The organism is Chroococcidiopsis sp. (assembly GCF_051657925.1).
In the GTDB taxonomy this organism is placed as follows: Bacteria; Cyanobacteriota; Cyanobacteriia; order Cyanobacteriales; family Chroococcidiopsidaceae; genus Chroococcidiopsis.
Genome location: NZ_JBOFLP010000068.1, coordinates 1 through 24,552, shown reverse-complemented (window position 1 = coordinate 24,552; position 24,552 = coordinate 1). Strand labels below are relative to the sequence as shown.

The 24,552-nt window shown below is 44.2% G+C and carries 21 protein-coding genes and 1 pseudogene; 6 read left to right on the top strand and 16 right to left on the bottom strand.

Annotated features, from left to right (window positions below; translation table 11 throughout):
- Nucleotides 1-15: 15 nt before the first annotated feature.
- The 6 genes from ACRC32_RS05280 to ACRC32_RS05255 all read right to left on the bottom strand — a co-directional run bounded on the left by ACRC32_RS05280 (nucleotide 16) and on the right by ACRC32_RS05255 (nucleotide 6,451).
- The gene (locus tag ACRC32_RS05280; protein WP_438553004.1) at nucleotides 16-306 is read right to left on the bottom strand and encodes a Calvin cycle protein CP12; all 291 of its coding nucleotides are present in this window, start codon (nucleotides 304-306) and stop codon (nucleotides 16-18) included.
- 987 nt (nucleotides 307-1,293) lie between these two features.
- Entirely contained in the window at nucleotides 1,294-1,938 is a 645-nt protein-coding gene (locus ACRC32_RS05275; RefSeq protein ID WP_438553019.1) for a response regulator transcription factor, read from the bottom strand.
- Entirely contained in the window at nucleotides 1,938-2,804 is an 867-nt protein-coding gene (locus tag ACRC32_RS05270) for a S1C family serine protease (protein WP_438553003.1), read from the bottom strand. Before ACRC32_RS05270 ends, ACRC32_RS05275 begins: the two co-directional genes overlap by 1 nt.
- Nucleotide 2,805: 1 nt before the next feature.
- Nucleotides 2,806-3,726, bottom strand: coding sequence for a S1C family serine protease (locus ACRC32_RS05265; protein ID WP_438553002.1), 921 nt, complete (start codon nucleotides 3,724-3,726; stop codon nucleotides 2,806-2,808).
- Nucleotides 3,727-4,085: 359 nt separating this feature from the next.
- A complete protein-coding gene (locus ACRC32_RS05260; RefSeq protein WP_438553001.1) occupies nucleotides 4,086-4,850 on the bottom strand; it encodes a calcium-binding protein in 765 nt (254 codons plus the stop codon).
- 704 nt (nucleotides 4,851-5,554) lie between these two features.
- A complete protein-coding gene (locus ACRC32_RS05255) occupies nucleotides 5,555-6,451 on the bottom strand; it encodes a DMT family transporter (RefSeq protein ID WP_438553000.1) in 897 nt (298 codons plus the stop codon).
- A 341-nt stretch (nucleotides 6,452-6,792) separates the two neighbouring features.
- Here ACRC32_RS05255 and ACRC32_RS05250 point away from each other — a divergent pair, with 341 nt between their 5' ends.
- Nucleotides 6,793-7,143: a hypothetical protein gene (locus tag ACRC32_RS05250; RefSeq protein WP_438552999.1), complete on the top strand. Its 351-nt coding sequence runs from the start codon at nucleotides 6,793-6,795 to the stop codon at nucleotides 7,141-7,143.
- A gap of 41 nt (nucleotides 7,144-7,184) precedes the next feature.
- Here ACRC32_RS05250 and ACRC32_RS05245 read toward each other — a convergent pair whose 3' ends face one another.
- Nucleotides 7,185-7,688 (bottom strand): DUF7733 domain-containing protein, encoded by a 504-nt coding sequence (locus ACRC32_RS05245; protein WP_438552998.1) that lies wholly within the window; start codon nucleotides 7,686-7,688, stop codon nucleotides 7,185-7,187.
- 116 nt (nucleotides 7,689-7,804) lie between these two features.
- Complete coding sequence (locus tag ACRC32_RS05240; RefSeq protein ID WP_438552997.1) at nucleotides 7,805-12,001, bottom strand: amino acid adenylation domain-containing protein; 4,197 nt, start codon at nucleotides 11,999-12,001, stop codon at nucleotides 7,805-7,807.
- Between the two features lie 653 nt (nucleotides 12,002-12,654).
- Here ACRC32_RS05240 and ACRC32_RS05235 point away from each other — a divergent pair.
- The gene (locus ACRC32_RS05235; protein ID WP_438552996.1) at nucleotides 12,655-14,559 is read left to right on the top strand and encodes an ABC transporter ATP-binding protein; all 1,905 of its coding nucleotides are present in this window, start codon (nucleotides 12,655-12,657) and stop codon (nucleotides 14,557-14,559) included.
- Between the two features lie 143 nt (nucleotides 14,560-14,702).
- Here the strand turns inward: ACRC32_RS05235 and ACRC32_RS05230 are convergent, their stop codons facing one another.
- From ACRC32_RS05230 to ACRC32_RS05210, 5 genes are all read right to left on the bottom strand, one after another.
- Complete coding sequence (locus ACRC32_RS05230) at nucleotides 14,703-15,827, bottom strand: ABC transporter ATP-binding protein (protein ID WP_438552995.1); 1,125 nt, start codon at nucleotides 15,825-15,827, stop codon at nucleotides 14,703-14,705.
- An 81-nt stretch (nucleotides 15,828-15,908) separates the two neighbouring features.
- Nucleotides 15,909-16,481, bottom strand: coding sequence for an HD domain-containing protein (locus tag ACRC32_RS05225; protein ID WP_438552994.1), 573 nt, complete (start codon nucleotides 16,479-16,481; stop codon nucleotides 15,909-15,911).
- A gap of 127 nt (nucleotides 16,482-16,608) precedes the next feature.
- Nucleotides 16,609-16,839 (bottom strand): hypothetical protein, encoded by a 231-nt coding sequence (locus ACRC32_RS05220; protein WP_438552993.1) that lies wholly within the window; start codon nucleotides 16,837-16,839, stop codon nucleotides 16,609-16,611.
- Nucleotides 16,826-17,020: a hypothetical protein gene (locus ACRC32_RS05215; protein ID WP_438552992.1), complete on the bottom strand. Its 195-nt coding sequence runs from the start codon at nucleotides 17,018-17,020 to the stop codon at nucleotides 16,826-16,828. The genes ACRC32_RS05220 and ACRC32_RS05215 overlap by 14 nt, the downstream gene beginning before the upstream one ends.
- Before the next feature lie 48 nt (nucleotides 17,021-17,068).
- A complete protein-coding gene (locus ACRC32_RS05210) occupies nucleotides 17,069-17,290 on the bottom strand; it encodes a helix-turn-helix domain-containing protein (protein WP_438552991.1) in 222 nt (73 codons plus the stop codon).
- 199 nt (nucleotides 17,291-17,489) lie between these two features.
- Here ACRC32_RS05210 and ACRC32_RS05205 point away from each other — a divergent pair, with 199 nt between their 5' ends.
- Nucleotides 17,490-17,924, top strand: coding sequence for a hypothetical protein (locus ACRC32_RS05205; protein WP_438552990.1), 435 nt, complete (start codon nucleotides 17,490-17,492; stop codon nucleotides 17,922-17,924).
- 124 nt (nucleotides 17,925-18,048) lie between these two features.
- Complete coding sequence (gene typA / locus ACRC32_RS05200; RefSeq protein WP_438552989.1) at nucleotides 18,049-19,839, top strand: translational GTPase TypA; 1,791 nt, start codon at nucleotides 18,049-18,051, stop codon at nucleotides 19,837-19,839.
- Between the two features lie 99 nt (nucleotides 19,840-19,938).
- Here typA and mnmA read toward each other — a convergent pair whose 3' ends face one another.
- The 3 genes from mnmA to lepA all read right to left on the bottom strand — a co-directional run bounded on the left by mnmA (nucleotide 19,939) and on the right by lepA (nucleotide 23,145).
- Complete coding sequence (mnmA, locus tag ACRC32_RS05195) at nucleotides 19,939-21,000, bottom strand: tRNA 2-thiouridine(34) synthase MnmA (RefSeq protein ID WP_438552988.1); 1,062 nt, start codon at nucleotides 20,998-21,000, stop codon at nucleotides 19,939-19,941.
- A 29-nt stretch (nucleotides 21,001-21,029) separates the two neighbouring features.
- On the bottom strand, nucleotides 21,030-21,227 hold the full coding sequence (locus ACRC32_RS05190; RefSeq protein WP_438552987.1) for a hypothetical protein: 198 nt from the start codon (nucleotides 21,225-21,227) through the stop codon (nucleotides 21,030-21,032).
- A 103-nt stretch (nucleotides 21,228-21,330) separates the two neighbouring features.
- Nucleotides 21,331-23,145: a translation elongation factor 4 gene (gene lepA, locus ACRC32_RS05185; RefSeq protein ID WP_438552986.1), complete on the bottom strand. Its 1,815-nt coding sequence runs from the start codon at nucleotides 23,143-23,145 to the stop codon at nucleotides 21,331-21,333.
- A gap of 409 nt (nucleotides 23,146-23,554) precedes the next feature.
- Between lepA and ACRC32_RS05180 the strand changes: the two genes are divergently transcribed.
- Nucleotides 23,555-23,782: a ribbon-helix-helix domain-containing protein gene (locus tag ACRC32_RS05180; RefSeq protein ID WP_015152176.1), complete on the top strand. Its 228-nt coding sequence runs from the start codon at nucleotides 23,555-23,557 to the stop codon at nucleotides 23,780-23,782.
- 93 nt (nucleotides 23,783-23,875) lie between these two features.
- Nucleotides 23,876-24,552: pseudogene (locus ACRC32_RS05175) on the top strand (histidine kinase); the annotation flags it as partial.

Genomic DNA, 24,552 nt, shown 5'->3' with positions numbered 1-24,552 from the left:
ACGTCTCTACATTAGCTACACGTCGTAAATTAGACATTCAATTGCTTCTGGATGCTCTATACAGTAGAGATCGAGACTATTTCTTTGTTGAGCAGCTTCACGATGGCTTCTTTCTGCTTGTAATTCTTCCACAATGTCCCACGCTACCGCGCATTCGCTAGAACTGTCACCTGAAGTTTGGCACGCAGCACGCGCTTCTTCTAAAGCTTGCACGATCGCTTTTTCTAAAGAACTACTAATTTCGTTTCCCGCGATCGCAGTAGCCATTTTAGTAACTTGGGAGGGACGATCTGTTGCCTGAGTCATAAAAATCTCCTGTTTAGCTTTTCAGCCTTGATTCCGCTGTGCTTGTCTTTCTCGCTCCCTCAAAGTTGGTAACTCTGAGTATTTCCTTTTCTAATTTAGGCATGAGAAGACCAGCTGCCAGTGAGTAAAACCGTAATTTTAAGCATCGGTTTTTACTGCCTATATCTTAGACCGATTTTTCTAGATGTTTTGGTTTTGCTTATAATTTTTTAGTTTAGTTTTTCGTACATTAATCTTAGACTTCTAATATTTTAAATATTTAATCAAATATTCTTATAACTTAAAAAAATGTTTACAACTTTTGTTAAATTATAGTGTTTGCCTTAGAAGATGCTTAAAATTAATAGAACTGTCAGCGTACTTATTTTGTAGCTAGCATAACACTAATGTAAATCAATCGTTTGAAATACATTCGTAGGGGCGCACAGCTGTGCGCCCCTACAGATCTTATGTACCCCATCCAATTGAGAATAGCTATATCTAATTTTCTAAAGATAGAATAATCTAAAGTAGATACGCAAACAGTAACTACATAATAAAAAGCATACTTCATAATATCAAGCCGCTCAGAATACGATCGCATTCTAAGCGGCTGAATGATTAACATATAGTTAGATATAAAAGCCAACTCTAAACGTGAACTACCTCAGACCGTTCTGATGGAGGGTTTCGCCTCCCCTTGGTAGTAACGAAGTGGAGGAAGCGATAAAAACTCCACACCGTTTAGAACTGATATTTACACTGTCCATTTGCCTGACATCGCTCTCCTTCAGCTAATGGCTCTGGGTCACAACGGCGTAACCCCCATCCAGTGCATTCTTTTATTATCTACAGTTATTAGAATAGCGATTCCAGAAACAATAACGATCGCACCACAGTAAGAGTTTCTACTCATCTACAAGTTGGACTCTTTACATTTTTTTCTACCTAGAAGTAGATAGATATGCCTAGCTATTAGTCAATAGTTATGTATTTTCAGCCGACCAATTACAACATAATCAATCCTTGTCTTGCTCCTAAAGTCACGGCTTCTGTACGGCTGCTGGCGTTGAGTTTGCTAAAGATGGAGGAAACGTGAAACTTAACCGTATGCTCCGAGATACCTAAATGCTTGGCGATCGCTTTGTTGCCTAAGCCTTCAGCTAGCATTCCCAAAACTTCAATTTCGCGGGAAGTTAGTGCTTGTAGTGGTGGTGTTGCTTCTACAACTCGTTCGCTAATTGGTAAAAGAGTGAGGAGAATATCGATCGCATCGGCGTGCAATACAACTAATCCAGTTGCTACAGCTTCTACGGCTTGTAAAATCTCTTCTGCCGATGCCGATCGCGGTAAGATGGCTTTGACACCAGAACGAAGCAGTTCGGGTAGGCGATCGCGATCCTCGGTGTCGGTGAGAATGGCGATTGGTAATTCTCCTACTCCTGCTAAAGCAACTAATTTTTCACTGACAGACTCCCCTTCTGGTAGACTCAGCTCGATCAGAACTACATCAGGGTTATGAGTTGCGATCGCCGTAGCTAAGGTCGCTGAATCGGCAGAACTACCAATTGCCAATAGATCGGGATTTGTCCGCACGATACTCTCTAAACCCGCACGGACAATCGGATTAGTGGCAGCAACCAGAACCCGCATCACGCCGCCACTGCTCCCGACTTATCTGGAATTTCGATTTGAGCGATCGCCGATTTGCCAGCACGAATCAAATTGAGTTGTAGTAAATCTCCTGGGGAAAACTGCCAAAGAACTTGGGCTAAATCTGAAATGTCAGTGAACCCTCGTCCGGCTACTCCTGTCAATACATCGCCAGTTAATAATCCTGCAGATTCAGCTAAACTACCTGCTTGTACTTCCAAAATTAATAAACCTAACCTGCGCCTGTATCTCCGCCCGATTGCCACAGGCTGAAGAGTCACTCCTAAATAAGGTTTAACTGTACCACGCCGTAAGAAACGCTCTACTATATTGCTGGGTATAGCTAAGCCCAAACCACCCGCGATCGCAGTGTTGATACCGATGACTTTACCTTGAGTATCGGCAAGAGCGCCGCCAGAATTCCCAGCACTCAAGCGAATATTTGCTTGTATCCAGGTTCCAGGTTGTTTCTTGCCAGTTTGATTTTTGGAATTGACAGCATGAATAATCCCAGTTGTTAAAGCATTTGTTATGCCTAGTGGATTGCCAACTGCAAATACCATCTGACCGACTCGCAGCGTGTCAGAATCTCCAATGGGAGCAGCTGGTAGATCGGTAGCATCAACCTTCAATACAGCTAAATCTTGTAGGCGATCGCGGTTAGTACATACAGCGTCGAGAACCCGATTATCTGGAAGTTTGACTGTAGGGCGATCGCTCCTAATGACGTGAGCGTTCGTAATAATGACACCATCAGCTTGCCAAATTACACCAGAGCCGCCGCCAAATCTCCGGTCTTGTATCTGTACGGTAGAACGGCTCAAAGCTGCGGCAACACTTGCTAGTTCGTCGTTTAGTGTAGTCATATTAACGTTCTCCAATCGCGATCGGTACTGTTAATAATCCGCCGCCTCGAATAACTTGTGCGTTGAGGGTTTTACCTACAGACTCCGAGCCGAGCATTGCTTGCACGTCTCCAGTGTCGGCGATCGACCTGCCATCAAGGGAAATGAGTACGTCACCAATTAATACGCCAGCGCGATCGGCGGGACCATCAGATTCGATATTGACGACGATTACGCCCCCGTTACTGGATAAGTTCAACGCATTTTTCAGATTGTCGGGTAGTAACACGGGCTGCATTCCCAAACCCAAATAACCTCTTGCAATTTTGCCTTTTTCTAATAAGGTGTCAATAACGCGGTTAACAGTCGCAACAGGTATCGCTAGCACCATATTACGAGGACCAACAGTATTGATACCGACAACACTACCTTTTACATCTACTAATGGACTGCCAGAAAAACCAGGATAAAGTGATAAATCTAATTTGAGCAATCCTTCAGTCTGTTTGCCACACCAATCGCGTTGTGTAAGACCAATACCTTTGGCGCTAACAACCCCCCAGCTAGCACTCAACCCGTTCTCACCGGGACGTGCTACAGCCAACACTATGTTTCCAACTTGCAAGGTACTGGTATCGCCAATTTCTGCTGTAGGTAACTGGGTATCTGGTATTTTGAGTACAGCTAAATCCGTACTGGAATCTCGACCGATTAAAGTTGCAGCTACAGTGCGATCGTCTGGTAGCCTGACAGCAATTTCCTCATCCCGCCTCACCGTGTGTTCGGCAGTAACGATGATACCATTGCGCCAGTGAACGCCAGTTGAAGGAATACGGTGACGTGCATTTACAGCAACAACGGCACGACCTGCTCGTTCGACTGCATCAGCTAAATTATTGGAAAGTGCTAGCAAAGTGTTACGCTCAATTGATGGCGACTCCATATCATTTTTCCTTTTAGCAAGTGGTCATTGGTCATTTGTTATTGGTCATTTGTCGCTGCTCCCTACTCCCTGCTCCCTTTCTTCTGACAACTGATTACTCATCATTTTGCCGAACTTATACTATGGATGACATCAGAAAAATGGGGAGAGGAAGACCTAGAAAAATGACTAGGAACTAGATTTCTAAAAAAAGAGCTGCCGTTAATACGGACAGCTCTAGGCTTATTTATTCAAATTCGGTCAGCGTTTCTCAGTAGGTTAAATAGTTCTATTCCGTAGTTAAGACTTAAAAAATCTAGTGAAATAGCTAGCAAAATAGCAATTAATTTTTCAGCTTAAGCTTATTTTGAAATACGTTGTTAGCTGACGTATTTGAAGTAGCTTCCACCAATATTAACTGACTCTGGCGTAGTTCCGTGCAAAATAGCGATCAGTTCTTGCGTGCCGGGATTGTTAGCAAATTCAGCATAAATTCCCGTTCCTTGTAGGAGTAAATCGCTTGGTGCTGCACCTAAGCTGTAGGTGACTTGTGTTTGCATGAATGATGGTCCAGATGTATCAATACTTCTTAAAACGATCGTATCTTCAAGGGGATTGAAGTCTGTAATGAGAGCATAATCGTTATTGCCAGCAAATCTGTAAGATGTACCTGCGCCATCACGCCCAGCACCACCTTCAAGCCTGAATGTATCTGCTCCTGCACCTCCAGTCAAGACATCTATTTCATTAGCACCACGACTAACTGAACTACCGATGTACGCACCTCCTCCAGCACCATCGATGATGTCGTTTCCTTCTGCTCCATCTAAAACGTCGTTGCCAAATCCACCAATTAAGTTATCGTTATTTCCGTCTCCAAATAAGATATCGTTACCGTTGAAGCCGTATACAGTGTCGTTACCTGTTCCGCCGTATACAGTGTCGTCTCCGTAACCGCCATCCAGTAAGTCGCTGCCCGATCCGCCTTTTAATCTATCGTTACCGTTGCCACCCCACAGAGAGTCATCTCCATCTCTACCGTAAAGTTTATCGTTGCCATCGTATCCGTAAATAAAATCGCTTTCAGCAGTATCGATATTGCCGGAAAGTTTGTCATCAGAAAACGTTCCTTCAATAGTTGCCATGTTCTTTGCTCCTCGTACCAGGTTTGTTTAACTATTTGTAGATTGGTTGAAAAACTTTCTCTGTTGAACTGACGAACAGAGGATAGAGAAGTTCAATCCAATAATTACAACCTAACTTTGTAGCTTACTGCTGTCTTGAGAAGGATTACCGCACGACTTGGTAAAAAAAGCTACTTTGAAACCATCGTAGCGATCGCAATCTGAAATGGTGCTTATTGCCGCTACTTTCACTAAATATTGTTCGATTGAACAGCTCAAAACCTTACAGAAGCTTGTATTTCAATAGCAAGCTTCTTTGAATAAAATTTCAATTAAAAAGCAAATTTAGCTGTAACTACTATCGTTATGATTAAGTTTTTTTGCTCAAAGAATATTAAATTCATATTATTAATATTTTTTTAATAATACTTTTGTATTTGAGCAAAACACTAACTAGTGATATTATCTTACAGGTTTTAATTACCTTTGTCGATCTCTTTATGAAGCAGAGAACAACTTAGCTAGATTTCATTTCTTATTATGCCGCAATTGTGCAGATTTGGTGCAGTTTTCTTGCAGTTTTCTTGCAGATATTTTGGCTGAAAGTACAATCTTCTAGGTAGAAGCAATCTTTACCGGAAATTCATAGTTTTATCTCAAGAAATATAGCAGAAATACTCAAGACTCGCCCTGAAACAGAAAGAATGAAACGTAGCCTGCGTTACTCAACGAGATAACAACAGTACAGCTATACCACTAAGGGCTATAAAAACCCCTAAAATTGCTCTAAGACTGATTCTTTCTCCCAAGCAAATAACAATGGGAATGACAAATAAAGGACTGGTATTGCTCAACGTGAGGGCAACTCCTACAACTGCAAACTTGACTGCTACTTGTTGCAGCCAGATTCCTAAGTAAGTGCCAGCAAAAGCGGCAACGCAAATTGCTAAGATTATCTTGGTATTTAAGCTTCTGAATCTAAAGCGCCTTGGTTGTTGTCTCAACCACCTCCAAGGCAATAGAACCAATACGCCACCGCACAAGCGTAATAAAGCTGCCCATAACGGACTAATATTGCTGGTAGTCAGTACTATCCGAGAAATGATAGCACCACTAGCAAGGGCGATCGCGGCTAAAATTCCAAAACCCACACCACGTAGTATATGAACAGAGCTTTCTGATAGACTGGGGACTTGCTCTGTAATAACCCAAGCCACGCCTAGAATAGTTAGTAGAATGCCGCACCAAGCACTAAAACGGAGCTGTTCTTGCAGAAAAATCAATGCCAAAATTGCTGCAAGAGGAGGTGATAAAGTCTCCATTAACAAGGCGCGTCTAGCACCCAAGTAATTTAAAGCAAAAAAGAACGCTGTATCTCCAATACCAATTCCTAAAACACCACTGAGTAGAAGTAAGCCTAAAGTGGTAGGAGTAACATCTGTAAATGTTGCTTTTTGTAACAATAGCGTACAAACAAGTAAGGCGATCGCGATCGCGCCTTTGAGAATATTTAATTCTAGTGGTGGAATACGTTGTCCGATGCGTCCGTAGATAACTGAAGATATTGCCCACAAACAAGCAGCTGTTAGCGCCGCTAGCTCACCCAAGAAATCTGTCTGCAAGATTGTAAAAAAGTTATTAAAAATACTGAACAACTCTGTTTAATGTTTTAAATAAAATACTATAACGCCTATTTCAGATTAGCACTCAAAGTAGTTTAGTGCTAATTTCTATCTGTAGCTTTTTAGCACTCAAGCACAAACGGTGCTAATTTTTTTACTAAATAATCCTCATGATATAGCTCATTCTCCACCTTTTTTCGGATGTCATTGCAGCTTAATTACAGCTATAACGATGGCTAATAATAAGTGACTAGTAAGTGGCTGGTGACTGGAAAAGAGCTTAGCCACCGATGGTTGATAACTGACAACTGACAACTGATAACTGATATTAAGAGGTCAAGATGGAATATACATTTGAAATTGTCGGAGTTTCATCAATTCTCTACTTTTTTCAGCATCAACAGCAAGTCGTACAAGTTCCTCAGTGGCGAGGAGTAGAATATTTAGGAGCATACAAGTGTACCTTGGATGCTTTTTTAAAATCGATAGAAACTATTCCCTGCAAACAGAATTGGAATTTAGAACAAGTCATCGATACCGTCGTTAGTTTTTGGATGCGTAACTCAGACACGGTTCAGTATTGGAAATCTCGTTTTGACGATGCCGGAGGCAAAGATAATTTATTAGTAGCAAGAGTAGCAGATGTTAATGGTTTAAAGGCAGAATTTGAAGCTTTGTTGGGCAACGGATGATTGGTATTACCAACAATCAATAACTAATAACTAACAACTAACTATTCACTTTGCCAGCGCAATAGCCTTGGTAGTTGGGATAAATCGAGGGCGTAGTTTAAAGTCCATAAAACAATATTGACGACTAATAAATTCTCGATCCAAACTGTCTCGTTGGTAGGACTTAGTAGTGTCATACCTTCGTATAACTGCCAGATGCGGTAAGGCAAGTAAAGGTAAGGAACCATGACCCACACTACAGTGTGAAAATATCTCAGGGTGACAATTTCGGAAAGAATTTGCAGACCCAGCATGACCAAGTACGGTATGAGTATAGTTAAAACGCTGGAGTAGCCCTGCCAAATTCCCCACACCAAGGCAGCTATTGGTAGTAATAATCCAACAACCTGCACTGTACCAAACCAGATTTTGAACCATTCAGGCAGTGGTTCGGGAAGATAAAAAGGTTTTGAATGTCTCCACGCCCAGCCGACGAGGGCAAAAAAGGACGTGGCGATCGCAAAAAACAGCAGGTTCTCGAACAGTAGGTAAACTTCTGTAGACATCTGCAAGCTAGAGATAAACAACGAGCGATCGCGCTTGTCTGCATTTTAGCGAAGTATCTCTAGCAAGAATGCGATCGCTCGCGACAAAGAACTGCAAATGAGTATCGTGTAAGGACTCAACCGATTGACAGCTCCATGACACGACTGTTATCGACTAAGCTTAAGCTGCGATCGCCAACTTGTGCTTGCTCCAAGCAATTCTTGAGTTTAGAAGCTAATACTTGCACGTTTGGTTCATCCAACAAACCCAAATGCGTACCAGGTATTTCATGGATCTCGACTCCTGGCTCGACAAAGCTATTCCAACCGCGATCGGGTGTAGAGTAACACCATCTCAAAACTTCTTTACTCGTAAACAGAGCCACTCGACCGGAGTAACTTTGCGGAACGTAATCTACCATTGTTGCCTGCTTTAGCGCCTCAATTAGCACCATATCGTAAGGGTTGGCATTTTCAGATAAAGCGTAGTTGTTCCAGAGGTCATATTTGCTGCTTTGTTTGCCAGTCAACAGCGAGTGTATCCAATCTAACTTTTGCAGAAAATAAGTTTGTTTTTCTGGTAGCGGCAACTGCCAAAGAGTACGCAAGTAACTATAAATTGTGCGAAATAGCGAGGGATTGTGAATAAATAAACGGGGGCTGTAAGTGTCGAACATGGCTAGTAAAGCTACTTCCTCGCCCTGCGCTTGTAACTGTCGCGCCATCTCAAAAGCTACCGTACCCCCACTGGAAAAGCCACATAACAAATAAGGACCATTGGGCTGAACCGTCCGCATTTCTTGAATATAATCGGCTGCCATATCTTCAACTTTGGTGTGAGGGTTTTGTTTACCATCCAACCCCCGTGCTTGCAATCCATAAACAGGTTGTTCCGCACCCAAATGACGAACTAGTTTTTGGTAGCCGAGAACGTTTCCCCCCAGTGCGTGGATGCAGAATAAAGGATATCGATCTCCGTGAGGCTGAATGGCTACTAATGAAGACCAAGAAACCAACTGTTCCGATCCACCGACTATATTTGCTAGCTGCTCGATTGTCGGCGCTTGAAACAAAGTTGCTAGGGGGAGTTTTTTCCCAAACTTGCTTTCGATTTGGGTAAATAATTGTACGGCTAACAGCGAATGCCCCCCTAGCTCGAAGAAATTATCGCTGACTCCAATTGATTGAATGCCTAAAATTTCCGACCAAATTTGAGTTAACTGGAGTTCCACGGCGTTGCTAGGAGCAGCAAAAGCCTTTTCTAGATCGGGTCGATCGCGATCGGGAATTGGCAAAGCGCGACGGTCTACTTTACCGTTAGGAGTGAGCGGAATCTCGGCGATCGCTACGAAAGCAGCAGGAACCATGTACTCTGGCAATCTTTCCTGAAGGAAACGTCGCAGTTCGCTTGTACCAGGTGCAGACTGATGTCCTACGACATACGCTACTAGTCGCTTATGTCCTGGCTCATCTTCCCGTACTAAGATGACAGTTTCTCTCACTTGCGGATGTTGTGCCAGTACGGTTTCAATCTCTCCCAACTCGATGCGAAAACCGCGAATCTTGACTTGATGATCAATGCGACCGAGAAATTCAATGTTGCCGTCTGATAGATAGCGGGCTAAGTCTCCCGTCTTGTAGAGTCGTGCTGTTGGATTGTCATTAAACGGGTCGGGAATGAATTTTTGTGCAGTGAGATCGGGCTGATTTAAATAGCCAGAGGCAAGACACTTGCCACCAATATGTAACTCTCCAGCCACACCAATCGGACAGGGGTTGAGATCGGAATCGAGAATATAATAGCGAGCATTTTGTATTGGTTTACCGTATGGAATACTCACCCAATGCGGCTCGACTGTTTGAATCGGATAATAGTTAGACCAGACTGTGGCTTCGGTTGCTCCGCCGAGACTAATGACCTTAACTCCTGGGAATGCGGCTTTGAGTGCATCCGGTAACTTTACTGGTATCCAATCACCGCTCATAAATACTAGTCGTAGCTGTGGATGGCGATCGCCCCATTCGATCTTGGGGAAAAAAGTAGCAAGCTGTTGTAGTGCAGGTGGTGCTGAGTCCCAGAATGTAATTGGTTCGTCACGCAATATGCGCCACAAAGCTTCTGGATCTTGTACGTCACGGTTGGACACAACTCGAATCGATCCACCTGCGGCTAAAAGCCCGAAAATGTCGTAAACTGACAGGTCAAAGCACAAAGATGTAACGAACAAAACTCTGTCGGAAGAGTTGATGGCAAAAGTTTTGTTAACCCACTGAATCAAGTTGATGACGGGTTGATGGCGAACTACGACTCCTTTAGGCGTTCCGGTAGAACCAGAGGTAAAAATTACGTAGGCGACATCATCTGAGCTGGCAGATAGAGGTAAATTGTCTGTAGGGAGTCGATCGAGATCGGCACGCAGCCAAATTTGGCGATCGAATGGTTTTTCAGATCCCCCCAACCCCCCTTTTGAAGGGGGGCTAAATTCTGCTAACCCCCCTTTTGAAGGGGGGCGAGGGGGGATCGCTTGCGAATCTCCAGCATCCAAACAAATTAAGTGTTGTAGCGCCGGAAGTTGAGATTGAATCTCGTCAAGATTTGGTAATAGCGAAGTTTGCGTTACCAAACAATTAATTGCCAGTGAAGAAAGCAGTAATTGAATCCGTGCTTTGGGAAAGCTGGGTTCGAGCGGTACGTATGCACCCCCTGCTTTGACAATTCCCATGACTGCTACGACTGTCTCTAGCGATCGCTCTAAATATACGGCAACTAGTACTCCTGGCTTCACGCCTAATTGCTGTAGATGCCGTGCTAGCTGATTGGCTCTCCAGTTCAGTTCTCTGTAGGTGAGTTGTCGATCTTCAAAAACGACAGCAACGGCTTCCGGTGTCAGTTCTACCTGTGCTTCAAATAGTTGGTGGATACAAAGCTCTTGGGAAAAGTCTGTCTCGGTGTCGTTCCATTCCCGCACGATGCGATCGCGTTCTGCCGCTGTCAACAGTGGTATTTCGCCGATGCACTGCTCGGGGTTTGTTGCCATGCTTGACAGCAAGGTTTGCAAATGTCCTAGCATTCGCTCGATCGTCGCATCATCGAATCTTTGTCGATCGTATTTGAGTTTGAGTAAAAGCTCCGATGCGGCACAACTAACTAAGGTGAGCGGATAATTTGTTTGTTCTTCTAATCGGAATTCTAGATTTTGCCATCGACTACCTTGAGCGCGTAAAGCCGAATTCAATTCGTAGTTTTCAAATACCAAAAGGCTATTAAATAGAGGCGTACCGCATGGAACGTCGCTCCAACCTTGAATATTGACTAAAGGAGTATGTTCGTAGTCGCGCAAAGTCACCCACTGCGATCGCAATTCCTGCAACCACGGTAAAAGCTGCTGCTGTGGCGATACGTCTACCCGTACTGGTAGGGTATTAATCAGCAGTCCTACCATAGACTCAGCACCAGCTACAGATGAGTGACGGCAGGCTCTAGTGGCTCCAAAGACAATATCGGTTTCGCGACTATAGCGGCTCAATAGTATAGCCCAAGCTCCCTGTACCAAAGTGTTAAGCGTGAGCTGGTGTTGTTGTGCCAAAGATTTTAATATCGCTGTCGTTTGCTCTGACAGTCGAAGTTCGCGATCGCCAAAACTGCGATCGACGATTGTTAAGTCTGTATTTAAGGTTTTAGCTAATGTTGAGTTAGCTATTAATGGAGTTGGTGCGGTAAAGCCTTTGAGTAAGTGCTGCCAGAAGTTTGCAGTTTCTGACCAATCTTGCTGCAACCATTGGATGTAATCTTGATAAGGACGAGGTTGTGGTATTTCTAAGTCCTCTCCCAAGCAGAAAGCATCGTAAAAAGCAAAAACTTCTGTAAGGACTATATGCAAAGACCGACCGTCTAATATGGCATGATGAAAAGTCCAAATCAAGCGGTAGTCACAATCGCCGAGCTGCAACAGAGCTAAACGCATTAATGGCAAGCGATCCATCTGAAAGCCAGAGGCGCGATCGCGCTGAAGATAGACTTGCAACTGTTGTTTTTGTTCTAGAGCTGATAAGCTGCGCCAATCTTCTTGTTCTATCTCAATAGCGGGTTGTAGGTGAACGCATTGTAATGGTTGGCGATCGCTTTTCCAATCAAAGCTCGTTCTTAAAACTGGATGGCGTTCCACAACTCGCTGCCATGCTTGAATAAAAGCAGAAACATTGAGGCGATCGCGGATCGAACAAATTACCTGCTCGATATCGACTCCAGATTGTTGAGCGTGGAGGCTATGAAATAGCATTCCCTGCTGCATCGCTGAAAGTGGGTACGCAGTTTCTATAGTTGTTACTTTCATTGGAATTCAATTCTTAATAGTTCGGTTTGCTAGTGAGTTTGGATTAAATCTTAAACTCAGAGTTAAGTTTTATCAAATATGTCTGATTAAACAAAAACAAAAGATCGAAAAAATTCAGTCATAAAATTTTTATAGAACTTGCGCTATTTTATTTAAGTTCTGCTATAAGAGATTTCTTATCTACTTTTAGCAGGTCTTTATAAAATCGAATAAGTTGACTGAAAATCCTCTCCTTTAAAAAATATAAAAGATCGAAATATAAAACTTAAGTGCATAATTTGTGAAAGATAAAATATTTAAATCATATAAATATGGAAAATTAATGTATCCGCCATAAAGAATTGCTAGAAGATCGTAGCGATCGCCATGTTTTCAGATAAATATTGATACAGGAATTACTGATAATAATACTGAAAAACGGTGAACGTAATATGTAGTTTTCATATTTTTTTGATTAAGACTAGTAGCAGACGGACAGTAGGCATTGAATCGTCCATTTTAAGCAAACTGGCTTCCTCGCTGCATGAGAAATAGAAAAATTAAGCGATCGCCTGCAAAAATCTAGCCAGAATGAGAGCGATCCGGGGTCAGTACTAGCGCTAAATTAAGAAAACGTATCTAGTTTGACCAATCCGCCCACTCAAGGTTGCAGCATGACGACATCAGCGCCAGGAACCCAACCCATAAGAAATCGCCGCCGCCAGAATGATTGGCGATTGTTCCTCAGATTAATTCCTTACGGTCGCCGCCACGGTCGGTTATTGTTGATTTCTACGATTTTGCTAGTTCCAGTTGCGATCGCCAATGCGGTTCAACCAATTTTGATCGGTCAAGCGATCTCCCTCATTCGTAAAGAACCAAATACCTACGATTTTCTCAAAAATCTACCTCTGGGGCAGGGTTTACAAATTCTGGAAGGTTTGTTGCTGTTGACAGTTGTAGTTCGTCTAATCTTTACAGGAGTGCAAGGCTACCTAGTGCAAAAAGTTGGACAACAAATGACAGCGGATATTCGTAACGATCTATTTGCACACGTTACATCTTTAGCAGTTCGCTTTTTCGATCGTACTCCTGTGGGAAAATTAATTACTCGCTTAACAAGCGATGTGGAAGCATTAGGAGATGTCTTCACAACTGGAGCAATAGGTATTATCAGCGATCTATTCTCTATGTTGGTAATTTTAGTTCTCATGTTTCAGCAACAGTGGCAACTCGCTTTAATGCTGTTGTTGATGCTATTTCCAGTCACGGGATTAATTATTTTCTTTCAGCAGCAATATCGTAAAGCCAATTATAAAGCTAGAGAAGAACTGTCTTTACTCAATTCCACCTTACAAGAGAATATTTCTGGGATTAATGTCGTACAGATGTTTCGCCGCGAACAATTCAACGCCGAACTATTTCGCGCTACGAATTTAAACTATATTCGTGAGGTAGATAGAACGATCTTTCACGATTCAGCAGTCTCGGCAACTTTAGAATGGGTGGCTTTAGTGGCAGTTGCAGGGGTACTCTGGTTGGGTGGTATTTTTGTCCTGCAAGAAAGATTAGAATTTGGCGTTCTTGCTGCATTTATTCTATTTGCCCAACGATTATTCGATCCTTTACGCCAGTTTGCTGAAAAATTTACCGCAATTCAAGCCGGATTTACAGCTGTTGAGCGCATCAGCGATATTTTAGACGAACCAATTGAGATTCGCGATCCTGTGTGGGAAGGGAGCAGGGAGCAGGGAGCAGGGAGCAGGGGACAAGGGGGACAAGGGGGACAAGGGGGACAAGGGGGGGAAGGGAGCAAACTGTTAACTGTTTACCAAAAACCAACTACCCCAACGGGAGAAATCCGTTTTGAACACGTTTGGTTTGCCTATAAAAATGACGATTATGTGATTAAAGATTTAGATTTTACGATTCGTCCAGGAGAAAAAATTGCTTTAGTTGGTCCCACGGGGGCGGGAAAAAGTTCGATTATTCGGCTGCTGTGTCGTCTCTACGAACCGACACGAGGACGAATATTAGTGGATGGAGTTGATATTCGAGATATTCCGCAGGCAGAATTGCGCTGTCGGATGGGTGTGATTTTGCAAGAAGGCTTTATCTTTGCTGGGGATGTGAAAAGTAACATTACGCTGGGGGATACTTACACTTTTGATGAAATTCGCGCTGCCGCAGAGAATACGAATGTGGCACAGTTTATCGAGCAGTTACCCCAAGGATACGATACTCAGTTGCGAGAGCGTGGTACAAATCTTTCTAGCGGACAAAAGCAATTGTTGGCGTTTGCTCGTGCAGCAATTCGTAACCCTCATATCCTCGTACTAGACGAAGCTACAGCTAGTTTGGATGTGGGTACGGAAGCATATATTCAAGATGCCTTAGAACGCTTGCTAGAGGGGCGAACGGCGATTATTATTGCTCACCGTCTTTCAACAATTCGTAATGTGGATCGAATTTTTGTCTTGAAGCGGGGCGAATTAGTAGAGTCTGGAACTCATGATGAGTTGTTACAGCTTGGTGGGTTGTACGCAGGTTTGCACCAGTTGCAGATGTTAGGTACATAACCAAATAAAAGGGCAGAGGAATACTGAAAGCCCCCCTGCTCTGTTTCCTTGTCAATTATTAAGAATTGTAACACACGCGATCGCGCTTGTTGCTCTATCTGAGGGGTAATTTGTGTTGTAGGGTGCGTTACTAACGCACCCTACTATGGATACAACCGCTCGCCTGTAGCTGGCTCAAAGACAAATAAACGATTGAGATCTAGTTGCAGAGATAAGCGATCGCCTACACGTAAGTTGACATCAGGACTCACTTGTGCACTTAATAACACGCTCGTTCCTGGTATGTTTCCTCTAATTAAAATCTCTCTGCCCAACGGTTCTACTACTTTTAGAGCGACTGTTAAAGCGGGAGTTGGGAGTCGGGAGTCGGGAGTCGAGAATTGAGTATTTTTATCTTCTGTCTTTTGCAGATATACATATTCTGGACGAATTCCTAAATCTACGGGTTTTCCCTGTGTTAAGTTCAATTCCTGTTGTATTTCTGTCGGACAAGAAATGTGTTGTTCTCCTACCTGAAAACCTTTGTTAACATAAACGGCAGGCAAAATATTCATTGGAGGGTTGCCCATAAAAGTTGCTACCATTCGGTTAGCGGGATGGGCATAAATTTCTTGTGGTGTGCCGATTTGCTGAATTCTACCGCGATTTAAGACAACAATCTTGTCGGCTAAAGTCATTGCCTCAATTTGATCGTGAGTGACATATACAGTTGTTACGCCTAATTGTTCGTGTAATTGTTTCAATTCTGCTCGCGTATCGTCTCGTAATTGAGCATCTAAATTCGATAGTGGTTCGTCTAGTAAAAATACTTGTGGTTGACGCGCGATCGCTCTACCTAATGCTACCCGTTGTTGCTGACCTCCTGATAGTTGTTTGGGTTTGCGATCGAGTAAATTTTCTAAAGAAAGCGATCGCGCTACTGTCTCTACCCTTTCCCTCGCAATCTTGCGATCGACTTGCCGCATTTGCAATCCGAAGGCGATATTTTCTGCTACCGTCATATGAGGGTAGAGGGCGTAATTTTGGAAGACCATCGCGACATCGCGCTGTCTGGCGGGGATATCATTCATCAGCGTGTCCCCAATATAGAGTTTGCCAGATGTAGCGGTTTCTAATCCCGCGATCGTTCTCAAAATTGTAGACTTACCGCATCCCGATGGTCCCACTAGCACCCAAAATTCTCCGTCGGGAACCTCGAATGTAATATCTTCGATCGCAGTGACGTTATTAAATCGGCGCTTAATATCTTCTAGACGGACGTTTGCCATTACTAGGGAGTAGGGAGTAGGGAGTAGGGAGTAGGGAGTAGGGGGAAAAGACAACCACCGACTACCAACTAATACAATACTTTATCCTTCATCCTTGACTAATTGTTCTAATTCTGCAACTACCCGTTCTAATTCTTCGCTCAAAGGTGTTGTTCCTTTGGCAATAAAAGCTTCGATAACGGCGCGATAGTACCACAGCGTACCGTCTTTACCACCTTTAAATCGTTCCCATACTGTTTCGCCTAGAGCGCGATAGTCTTTTAAGATCGACCTGGCGTTGTGTAGTTTGTCGGCAGCTGAGACTAAAATTATCGATGGAGAAGCTTGGGGAATAGTGGCGATATAAGCTTCTTTTCGCTGTCTCCAAGGTGGTTTGGGAATTATTTCTGCATCAGTGCAACCGTCTACAATAGCGGTAACTGTATCGCCAAAGCGACGACGAATTTCTGCTCGTGTCGCCGCACCTCCTTGGTCTTCAATCGCATCATGAAGTAAAGCTGCGATCGCTTCATCTTCATTTGCTCCATATTCTAGAGCAATACTGGTCACGCCGAGTAAATGCGAAATATAAGGCACGCCTGAACTTTTACGCACTTGATTTGCATGGAGTTCTGTAGCGTATGTCAGTGCCTCGGTAAAGCGGCTGGATAGCATGTTGCTATATTTAAGAAAGATTTAGTGCTTTTTTTATAGCCTGTTATATTAGTTTAACTAGGTTGGATGGTGGAATGCCTAATTTCCTTTGAAACACTGACTCACGTACTGTGGTGATTTTTTCAGCTCAAATTATAGAAGTTTTTTTCAAACCAGTTTGTTTAAATTCTATATTGGTTTCTTCTATTAATATCCAAGTTTCACGTAATGCCCCAGCAGGAACTTTAGAAAAAATTCCTATAATAATCAAATCTTCTCTATGTTCTGCTAAAACAAGAGCAGGTCTAACTTTTGTAGATGTGAGTTCTGTAAATGGAAATTTTACTAACCATATTTCTCCAGGTTTAGGCTTCGGCATTATATATATCTTCTTCTTCGTCTTCCCATTCTTGAAACCCAGTTTCCGCTAGGTGCATCATTGCTGTCGTCTGTAATCTTTCTTCCAGATCGGTAACTAACGTCACAAGCTCTTGTTCTGGTAGCTGAAAGAGTATGGCTTTGATTTCTTCTAAACTAAGATTTGACATAATATTTGACATAATAATTATATTGTTAATCCGATCGCGCCTCTTCTCAAAAGCGATCGCCTATTCTTTTACAACTTCTAATAAGTCTTCTATGATCACGTCAAAAGTCCGTGCTAACTTCCGCAGTGCGTTAATATCTGCCATTGCCATTCCAGGAGAGGCAGCATAAGTTTTAACTGTACCGTAAGCTACTCCCGATCGGTCGGAAACCTCTTTTAACGTCCACCCTTCTTTAGCTGCAAATTCTCTAATCTTTAACCGTACTAATCCATTTGTTGACATGCCGTTGACTTGTCAGCTGAAGCGTTCTATAATACTTAATCTGAATGAAAAGCGATCGCCCTGGTCTGGCAAACTACGACGATCGCTTTGTCAAAATACAACCCACAAAGTAGGAATTCACTCCAAAGTAGGAAGTCACTACCAAAGGCAGGAATTCACTTCAAAGCAGGAATTCACTTCAAAGTAGGAATTCACTCACATGATAGCAACACAAACGACGGAAGCCAAGTCAAATCATCCTCTGGCGCGATTTGTCACCAGAGAAGCGATTGCTCTTTGCCTCAACCTGCAACCAGAACAAATCTACAAAATCGACTGCTGGCGCTACGTCATCCACGTTGTCGGTAAAGGCGTGAGTACGTTTATCAGCTATGCCGATTTACCTCCCATCATCGGAGTCGAACCACCCACAAATAAAGATTTTTGGCGTTGGCGCAAGCGGTTTGCCAAGCAGAACAAACAAGCACCCCAATTTTGGCGAGAGTTCTATCAGCAAAAATTGCAGCAAGCAGCCTCTCAGACTGAATTAAACAACTGGAAGCAAATCTTGCAGGTAATCCAACACATCCTGCCCTCAGAAATCGTAGCTATTTCACGCACCACGCATCACGCACCACTCACCACCCACAAATGAATGACTAGCTAAGCTACAATTATTAAGGCATGTTTACAGAATTGCTGTTATTTCTCCAATTCTGCTAAAAGCTGCTAATACCATATCAGCTTAATTATCCTATACAAAACTCTGGAACGCCCTTATGACGCTCCCCATTCGCAACGTCGCCATTATCGCCCACGTCGATCACGGCAAAACTACTCTCGTTGATGCCCTCCTGAGACAATCTGGCATCTTCCGCGAAGGGGAAGACGTACCTGATTGCGTGATGGACTCAAATGCCTTGGAACGAGAGCGAGGCATTACCATCTTGTCAAAAAATACAGCGGTGCGCTACAAAGACACGCTGATCAACATTGTCGATACTCCCGGTCACGCTGACTTTGGCGGCGAAGTCGAACGAGTTTTGGGCATGGTTGACGGTTGTATCTTGATTGTAGATGCCAACGAAGGACCGATGCCGCAGACGCGCTTCGTACTGAAGAAAGCCCTAGAAAAGGGACTGCGCCCGATTGTTGTGGTTAATAAAATTGACCGACCCCAGGCAGATCCCCACGGTGCAGTTGATAAAGTGTTGGATCTGTTTTTGGAACTGGGTGCAGACGATGACCAGTGCGATTTCCCTTATTTATTTGCTTCTGGTTTAAGCGGCTATGCCAAAGAAGATTTAGAAGCCGAAGGGGTAGACATGCAGCCCCTGTTTGATGCGATTTTGCGCCACGTTCCACCACCTGTAGGCGATCCGGCAAAGCCATTGCAGTTGCAGGTCACGACTCTAGATTACTCGGAGTATGTAGGACGAATTGCTATTGGGAAAATCCATAATGGTACGATCCGCGTCGGACAGCAAGCCGCCTTAATCCGCGACACGGGGGAAATCGTTAAAGGCAAAGTCACTAAGTTGATGGGCTTTGAGGGTTTAAAACGGATCGACCAAGAAGAAGCATCTGCGGGTAACATTATTGCGATCGCCGGATTTGCCGATGCTAATATTGGCGAAACAATTACTTGTCCCAACGAACCCCAGGCACTACCACTAATTAAAGTGGACGAGCCGACCTTACAAATGACATTTTCCGTCAACGACTCGCCCTTTGCCGGACAGGAAGGCAATTTTGTGACTTCCAGACAAGTGCGCGATCGCTTGATGCGAGAATTGGAAACTAACGTCGCTCTGCGTGTAGAAGAAACAGACTCCCCCGACAAATTCTTGGTTTCGGGACGGGGCGAACTTCACTTGGGAATCTTAATTGAAACCATGCGACGCGAGGGCTACGAGTTTCAAGTTTCTCAGCCACAAGTCATTTATCGCGAAGTCAGCGGGCAACCCTGCGAACCGTTTGAATATCTGGTGTTAGACGTACCGGAAGAAGCTGTAGGCAGTTGTATCGAACGCCTGGGACAGCGACGGGGTGAAATGCAAGATATGCAAGTTGGGGGTAACGGACGCACTCAACTCGATTTTGTCATTCCTGCCCGTGGTTTAGTTGGCTTCCGAGGCGAGTTTATGCGGATGACTCGTGGTGAAGGGATCATGAACCACAGCTTCCTCGAATACCGTGCCATTTCTGGAGAAATCGAAGCCCGTCGTAACGGCGTACTCATTTCCTTTGAAGAAGGAGTAGCCACCTTCTACGCCATGAAGAATGCTGAAGACAGAGGCGTATTCTTTATCACTCCTGGTACTAAAGTCTACAAAGGTATGATTGTGGGCGAACACAATCGCCCGCAAGACTTAGAACTGAATGTTTGCAAGACCAAACAGCTAACCAACCACCGTGCTGCTAGCGGCGATGAATTAGTCCAGTTACAAGCACCCGTAGATATGAGCCTAGAACGCGCTCTAGAGTACATTGGACCCGATGAGCTAGTGGAAGTTACTCCTAAGTCAATTCGGCTGCGGAAGCTATCGAAAAAGCTGGCTAAGCGATGATTTATGTAGAGACGTTACATGTAACGTCTCTACATAAAATTGGTGAAATACATAATTCTCAATTTGGGGCGCACATCTGTGCGCCCCTACGTGTCTGTATCAACTATTGGCTGGCTTTTCAATAATGCCACCCCCCAGGACAACATCACCGTCGTACCAAACAGCAGCTTGTCCAGGGGTAATGCTAAATTGGGGTTCGTCAAATACCAACTTAACGCGAGAATTTGCCAAAGGAACCACCGTCACATCCACCGCACTAGAACGATACCGCACTTGGACTTGAGCGCGAATCGGTGCGTTGGGTTCGGATATAGAAACCCAGTTAACTCGCCCAACGGTACATTCTATCTGGTTAGCAGTAGTGCGATCGCCCACAATCACTCGATTCATTACCGGATCTAAGCCAATGACGTATAGCGGTTCGGCTGCGGCAATTCCTAAGCCTTTGCGCTGCCCGATTGTATAATGATGGACACCATCGTGTTGTCCAAGTACCTTACCAGCAGCATCGATAATTTCGCCTTTTTTGGGAGCAATGTATTTATCCAAAAACTCCCGCATAGAACCGTGGCTTTCAATCAAGCACAAGTCTTGGCTTTCTGGCTTATCGGCTGTTTTCAAATTGTATTCGGAGGCGATTTGGCGCGTTTCGGCTTTTAGTTTTTCGCCTAATGGAAATACGACACCTGCTAAAACATCTTGGGTCAAATCGTATAAAAAGTACGACTGATCCTTATTACGATCTACAGCTCGTCGCAATTGATAGCGTCCCGATCTTGGGTCGTGAGTAATTCGAGCGTAGTGTCCCGTCGCAATTTTGTCTACACCCAATTTTTCCCTAGCATACTGCAACATAGGGCTGAATTTTACCGTTTTGTTGCACTGCGAACAGGGTAGCGGGGTGATACCGTCGCTATATCCAGAGACTAAGTAGTCGATGATGTGAGTTTGAAAAACTTCCCGCATATCGACAATGTGATGTGAAATACCCAATTGTTCGCAGATATATGCAGCATCTACCATTCCCTCCGAACAGCACTGTCCTTTACCTTTCATCAGCCAAAGGGTCAGACCAACGACATTATATCCTTGGTTATGTAGAATGGCGGCGGCGGTGGAACTGTCAACTCCACCAGAAAGACCGACGACGATTTTATTCATGGTTCTGGGAAAATGGCGAGATACTGATACTAATTTAGATCTTCTTGGCGATCGCCTGCTGGAGGAGTCGGGAGTCGGGAAGAAGAGAGAGTCGCCCAGCTGTAGGGCGTAGACACCCGAAGGGTGGCTTCTCGGAGAATAGCCCTTCTCGTAGCCCGAAGGGCTTGCCGAAGGCTAGAATGGGAGCGCAAGGTTGCTGAGGGAGCAACTACAAATTCAAAATTCACGCATTCAAAATTCTTCCCACACCCTACACCCTACACCCTACACCCTACACCCTCTCTTCACTCACCACGCACCACTCTTTTACCAATTACCAATTACCACTCACTATTGCGAACTATCCAATTTCAGTACAGCCATAAATGCTTCTTGGGGTACGTCTACCGTACCAACGGCTTTCATCCGCTTTTTACCTTTAGCTTGCTTTTGCAAGAGTTTTTTCTTGCGGCTGATGTCACCACCGTAGCATTTGGCGAGTACGTCTTTACGCAGTGCGGGAATGTGTTCGCTGGCGATGACTTTACTGCCAATAGCGGCTTGAATGGGGACTTTGAATTGATGGCGCGGGATTAATTCTTTGAGTTTTTCTGCCATCGCTCGTCCGACACCATAGGCTTTGTCACGATGGACGATCATTGCTAAAGAGTCTACCGGATCGCCGTTGATCATTAAATCTAGGCGGACTAAGGGATTTTCGCGGTAGCCAATCAGATGATATTCCATGCTAGCATATCCGCGCGATCGCGACTTCATTTGATCGAAAAAGTCTGTGACTACCTCTGCCAAAGGCAATTCATAAGTTAATGTCGTGCGCCCCTGGGTAAGATACTTCATATCTTTGAAGATTCCCCGCCGATTTTGACACAACTCCATCAACGTGCCAACAAAAGATTCTGGCGTAATCATTTCTACTTGAGCGTAGGGTTCAGCAATGCTTTCCCGTTCGTTGGGTGCTGGTAACTTGCTGGGATTATCAACATAAATTTCTTCGCCGTTGTTGGTAACTACTTTGTAAACTACCGATGGAGCTGTAATCACCAAATCTAAATCGTATTCGCGTTCTAAACGTTCTTGGACGATTTCCATGTGTAACAATCCTAAGAAACCGCAACGGAAACCAAACCCCATCGCGCTTGAGGTTTCCGGTTCGTATTGCAAGGCTGCATCGTTGAGCCTCAGCTTTTCCAGAGCATCGCGCAGATTTTCAAACTCGTCTGAGTCAGTGGGAAACATCCCGCAAAATACCATCGGCTTTGCTTCGGTGTAACCTGGTAAAGCCTGAGCTGCTGGTTTTGCTGCTAGGGTAATTGTATCGCCCACCCGCGCATCGGCTACGGCTTTAATGGCGGCGGCGAGATAGCCGACTTCTCCGGCGTGGAGTTCTTCGACTTGCTTTTGATTTGGAGAGAGGACACCTAATTCGTCAATTTCGTATTCTTTTTTCGATGCCATCAAACGGACGCGATCGCCTTTTTTCACCGTACCATCCATGACGCGAAAATAGACGATGACCCCTCTATAGCTATCGTAGTAGCTATCAAAAATCAACGCCCGTAAGGGATCGTTAATCGTGTTATGTGGAGATGGTACGCGCTGGACGATCGCCTCTAAAATCTCGTCAATGCCGATTCCCTCTTTTGCCGATGCTAAAATTGCATTGCTGCAATCTAAGCCAATAATTTGTTCGATCTCCTCAATGACCCGTTCTGGTTCTGCCCCTGGCAAGTCAATTTTATTCAGTACGGGAATGATTTCTAAGTCATGCTCCAAGGCTAAGTAGACATTTGCTAGAGTTTGTGCTTCTACTCCTTGGGAAGCATCGACAACTAATAATGCTCCCTCGCAAGCTGCTAAAGAGCGAGACACTTCATAAGAAAAGTCAACATGTCCTGGGGTATCAATTAAGTTGAGGACGTAAGCTTCTCCGTCCTTTGCCTGATAGTTCATCCGAGCCGCTTGTAACTTAATCGTAATGCCGCGCTCTCGTTCCAACTCCATATTGTCGAGAAACTGCTGCTTCATCACCCGTTCTGCAACCGTACCAGTTGTCAGCAACAGGCGATCGGCTAGAGTTGATTTCCCGTGGTCAATGTGAGCGATAATTGAAAAATTACGAATACGCTCGGCGGAAACATCTGTCATATTTTTACGATTTAGTAGCAAGCAAATAGCGATCGTACTTAACGCATTTTAATCTTTTATTGAGGGAGTAGGGAGTGGCTAGTGGCTGGTGGCTGGTGGCTAGTTGTCATTGACACATGACGTTAGCCAAACTTGACCCTCTGCCCAAAAGCATTTGACAAGCATCATCTTGAACTAACCTTGTGTGTCATTGCAGCTAGTAGTAGAATTCTTCATCTAGTCACTAGTCACCAGCCACTAGTCACTGATAACTGGTCGCCAATCGAGCTTACAATAGACCTATTCGGACGCGATCGCCCTTGAGTAGCGCCGGAAAAGTCCTGTTCTAGTTTAGATAGCTGCGCAGGAAGAACTGCAAGCCAAGTATGGCAAAAGGTACGTTTGCTAAATCAATTACCGTTTAGCGCTTATGAATGACAACATCGATACATCAGACGCAAACCTCGACAAGGTAAAACTCTCGATTCATTTAGATTCGGAACTCGTCGATCAAATTCAGCATTTAACTAACGATCCGAGTAAAGTGATTGAAGTTGCTATCCGTCAATGGCTGCGCGGTGAAACGCAAAGAGATGACGAATTAACCCGCACAATCCCTCGTACACCCGTACCGCCGCGAGGTGAGTGGAACGATTAACAGTTTTCATCTGACTTGGTAAACGCTCTCTTTACTAGAGTGCTTGGTAAATTGCTGGCGACACCAAGCAAAATTCCCAATTTATCAGGTTTTGTGCCAAACTCGAAGCAAATATTTGCCGAGTCATTCGACTTGCGCTGTGTCGAACTATCTTTAGTAATGAGTGCTAATACAGATTCCCACCAGCCAGCTTTCACATCTTCATTCGAGTCATTTGGTATGAATTCCAACGGCTCTCTATCATCTCTAGGAGCTGAATTAGCTTACGTGCAGGATAGCTCGGGTTGCTATCTTTATTTTTCATGGCAACAAGCCGATAGTGTAGGTTTGCAGCAAGAGCGGATTGTAGGACAATCTTTAGAACAGACATTTGGACCTTTAGATCCAACTGCGTACTTAAGACGGGTGCAAAGGATTTTGGAAAGTCTTGTTCCCGAACGCTGTCACTGTGTATTTCGCTACGGACAAAAATTGTTTGGATTTGAGTTGGCAATTAGCCCAATTTTACCCGCAACGGGATCGGCTACTGCTGTTTTAGTCATAGGGCGACACTTAGAAGAAATAGACAACGAAGTGGTAGCCGATGTCTATTCGGAATTGGCGACTACCGCAATGGGATCGCTCGGTTCAGTCTCGTCTAAAAAGCTTCTCAGTCAAATTGCGCGTAACATTCGCCGCACGTTAGATCTAAATACAATTTGGCAGCAAACTGTAGAAAGTTTGGGTCAAGCCTTGGGTGTCAGTCATTGTATTATCTGCTCGTATAGACC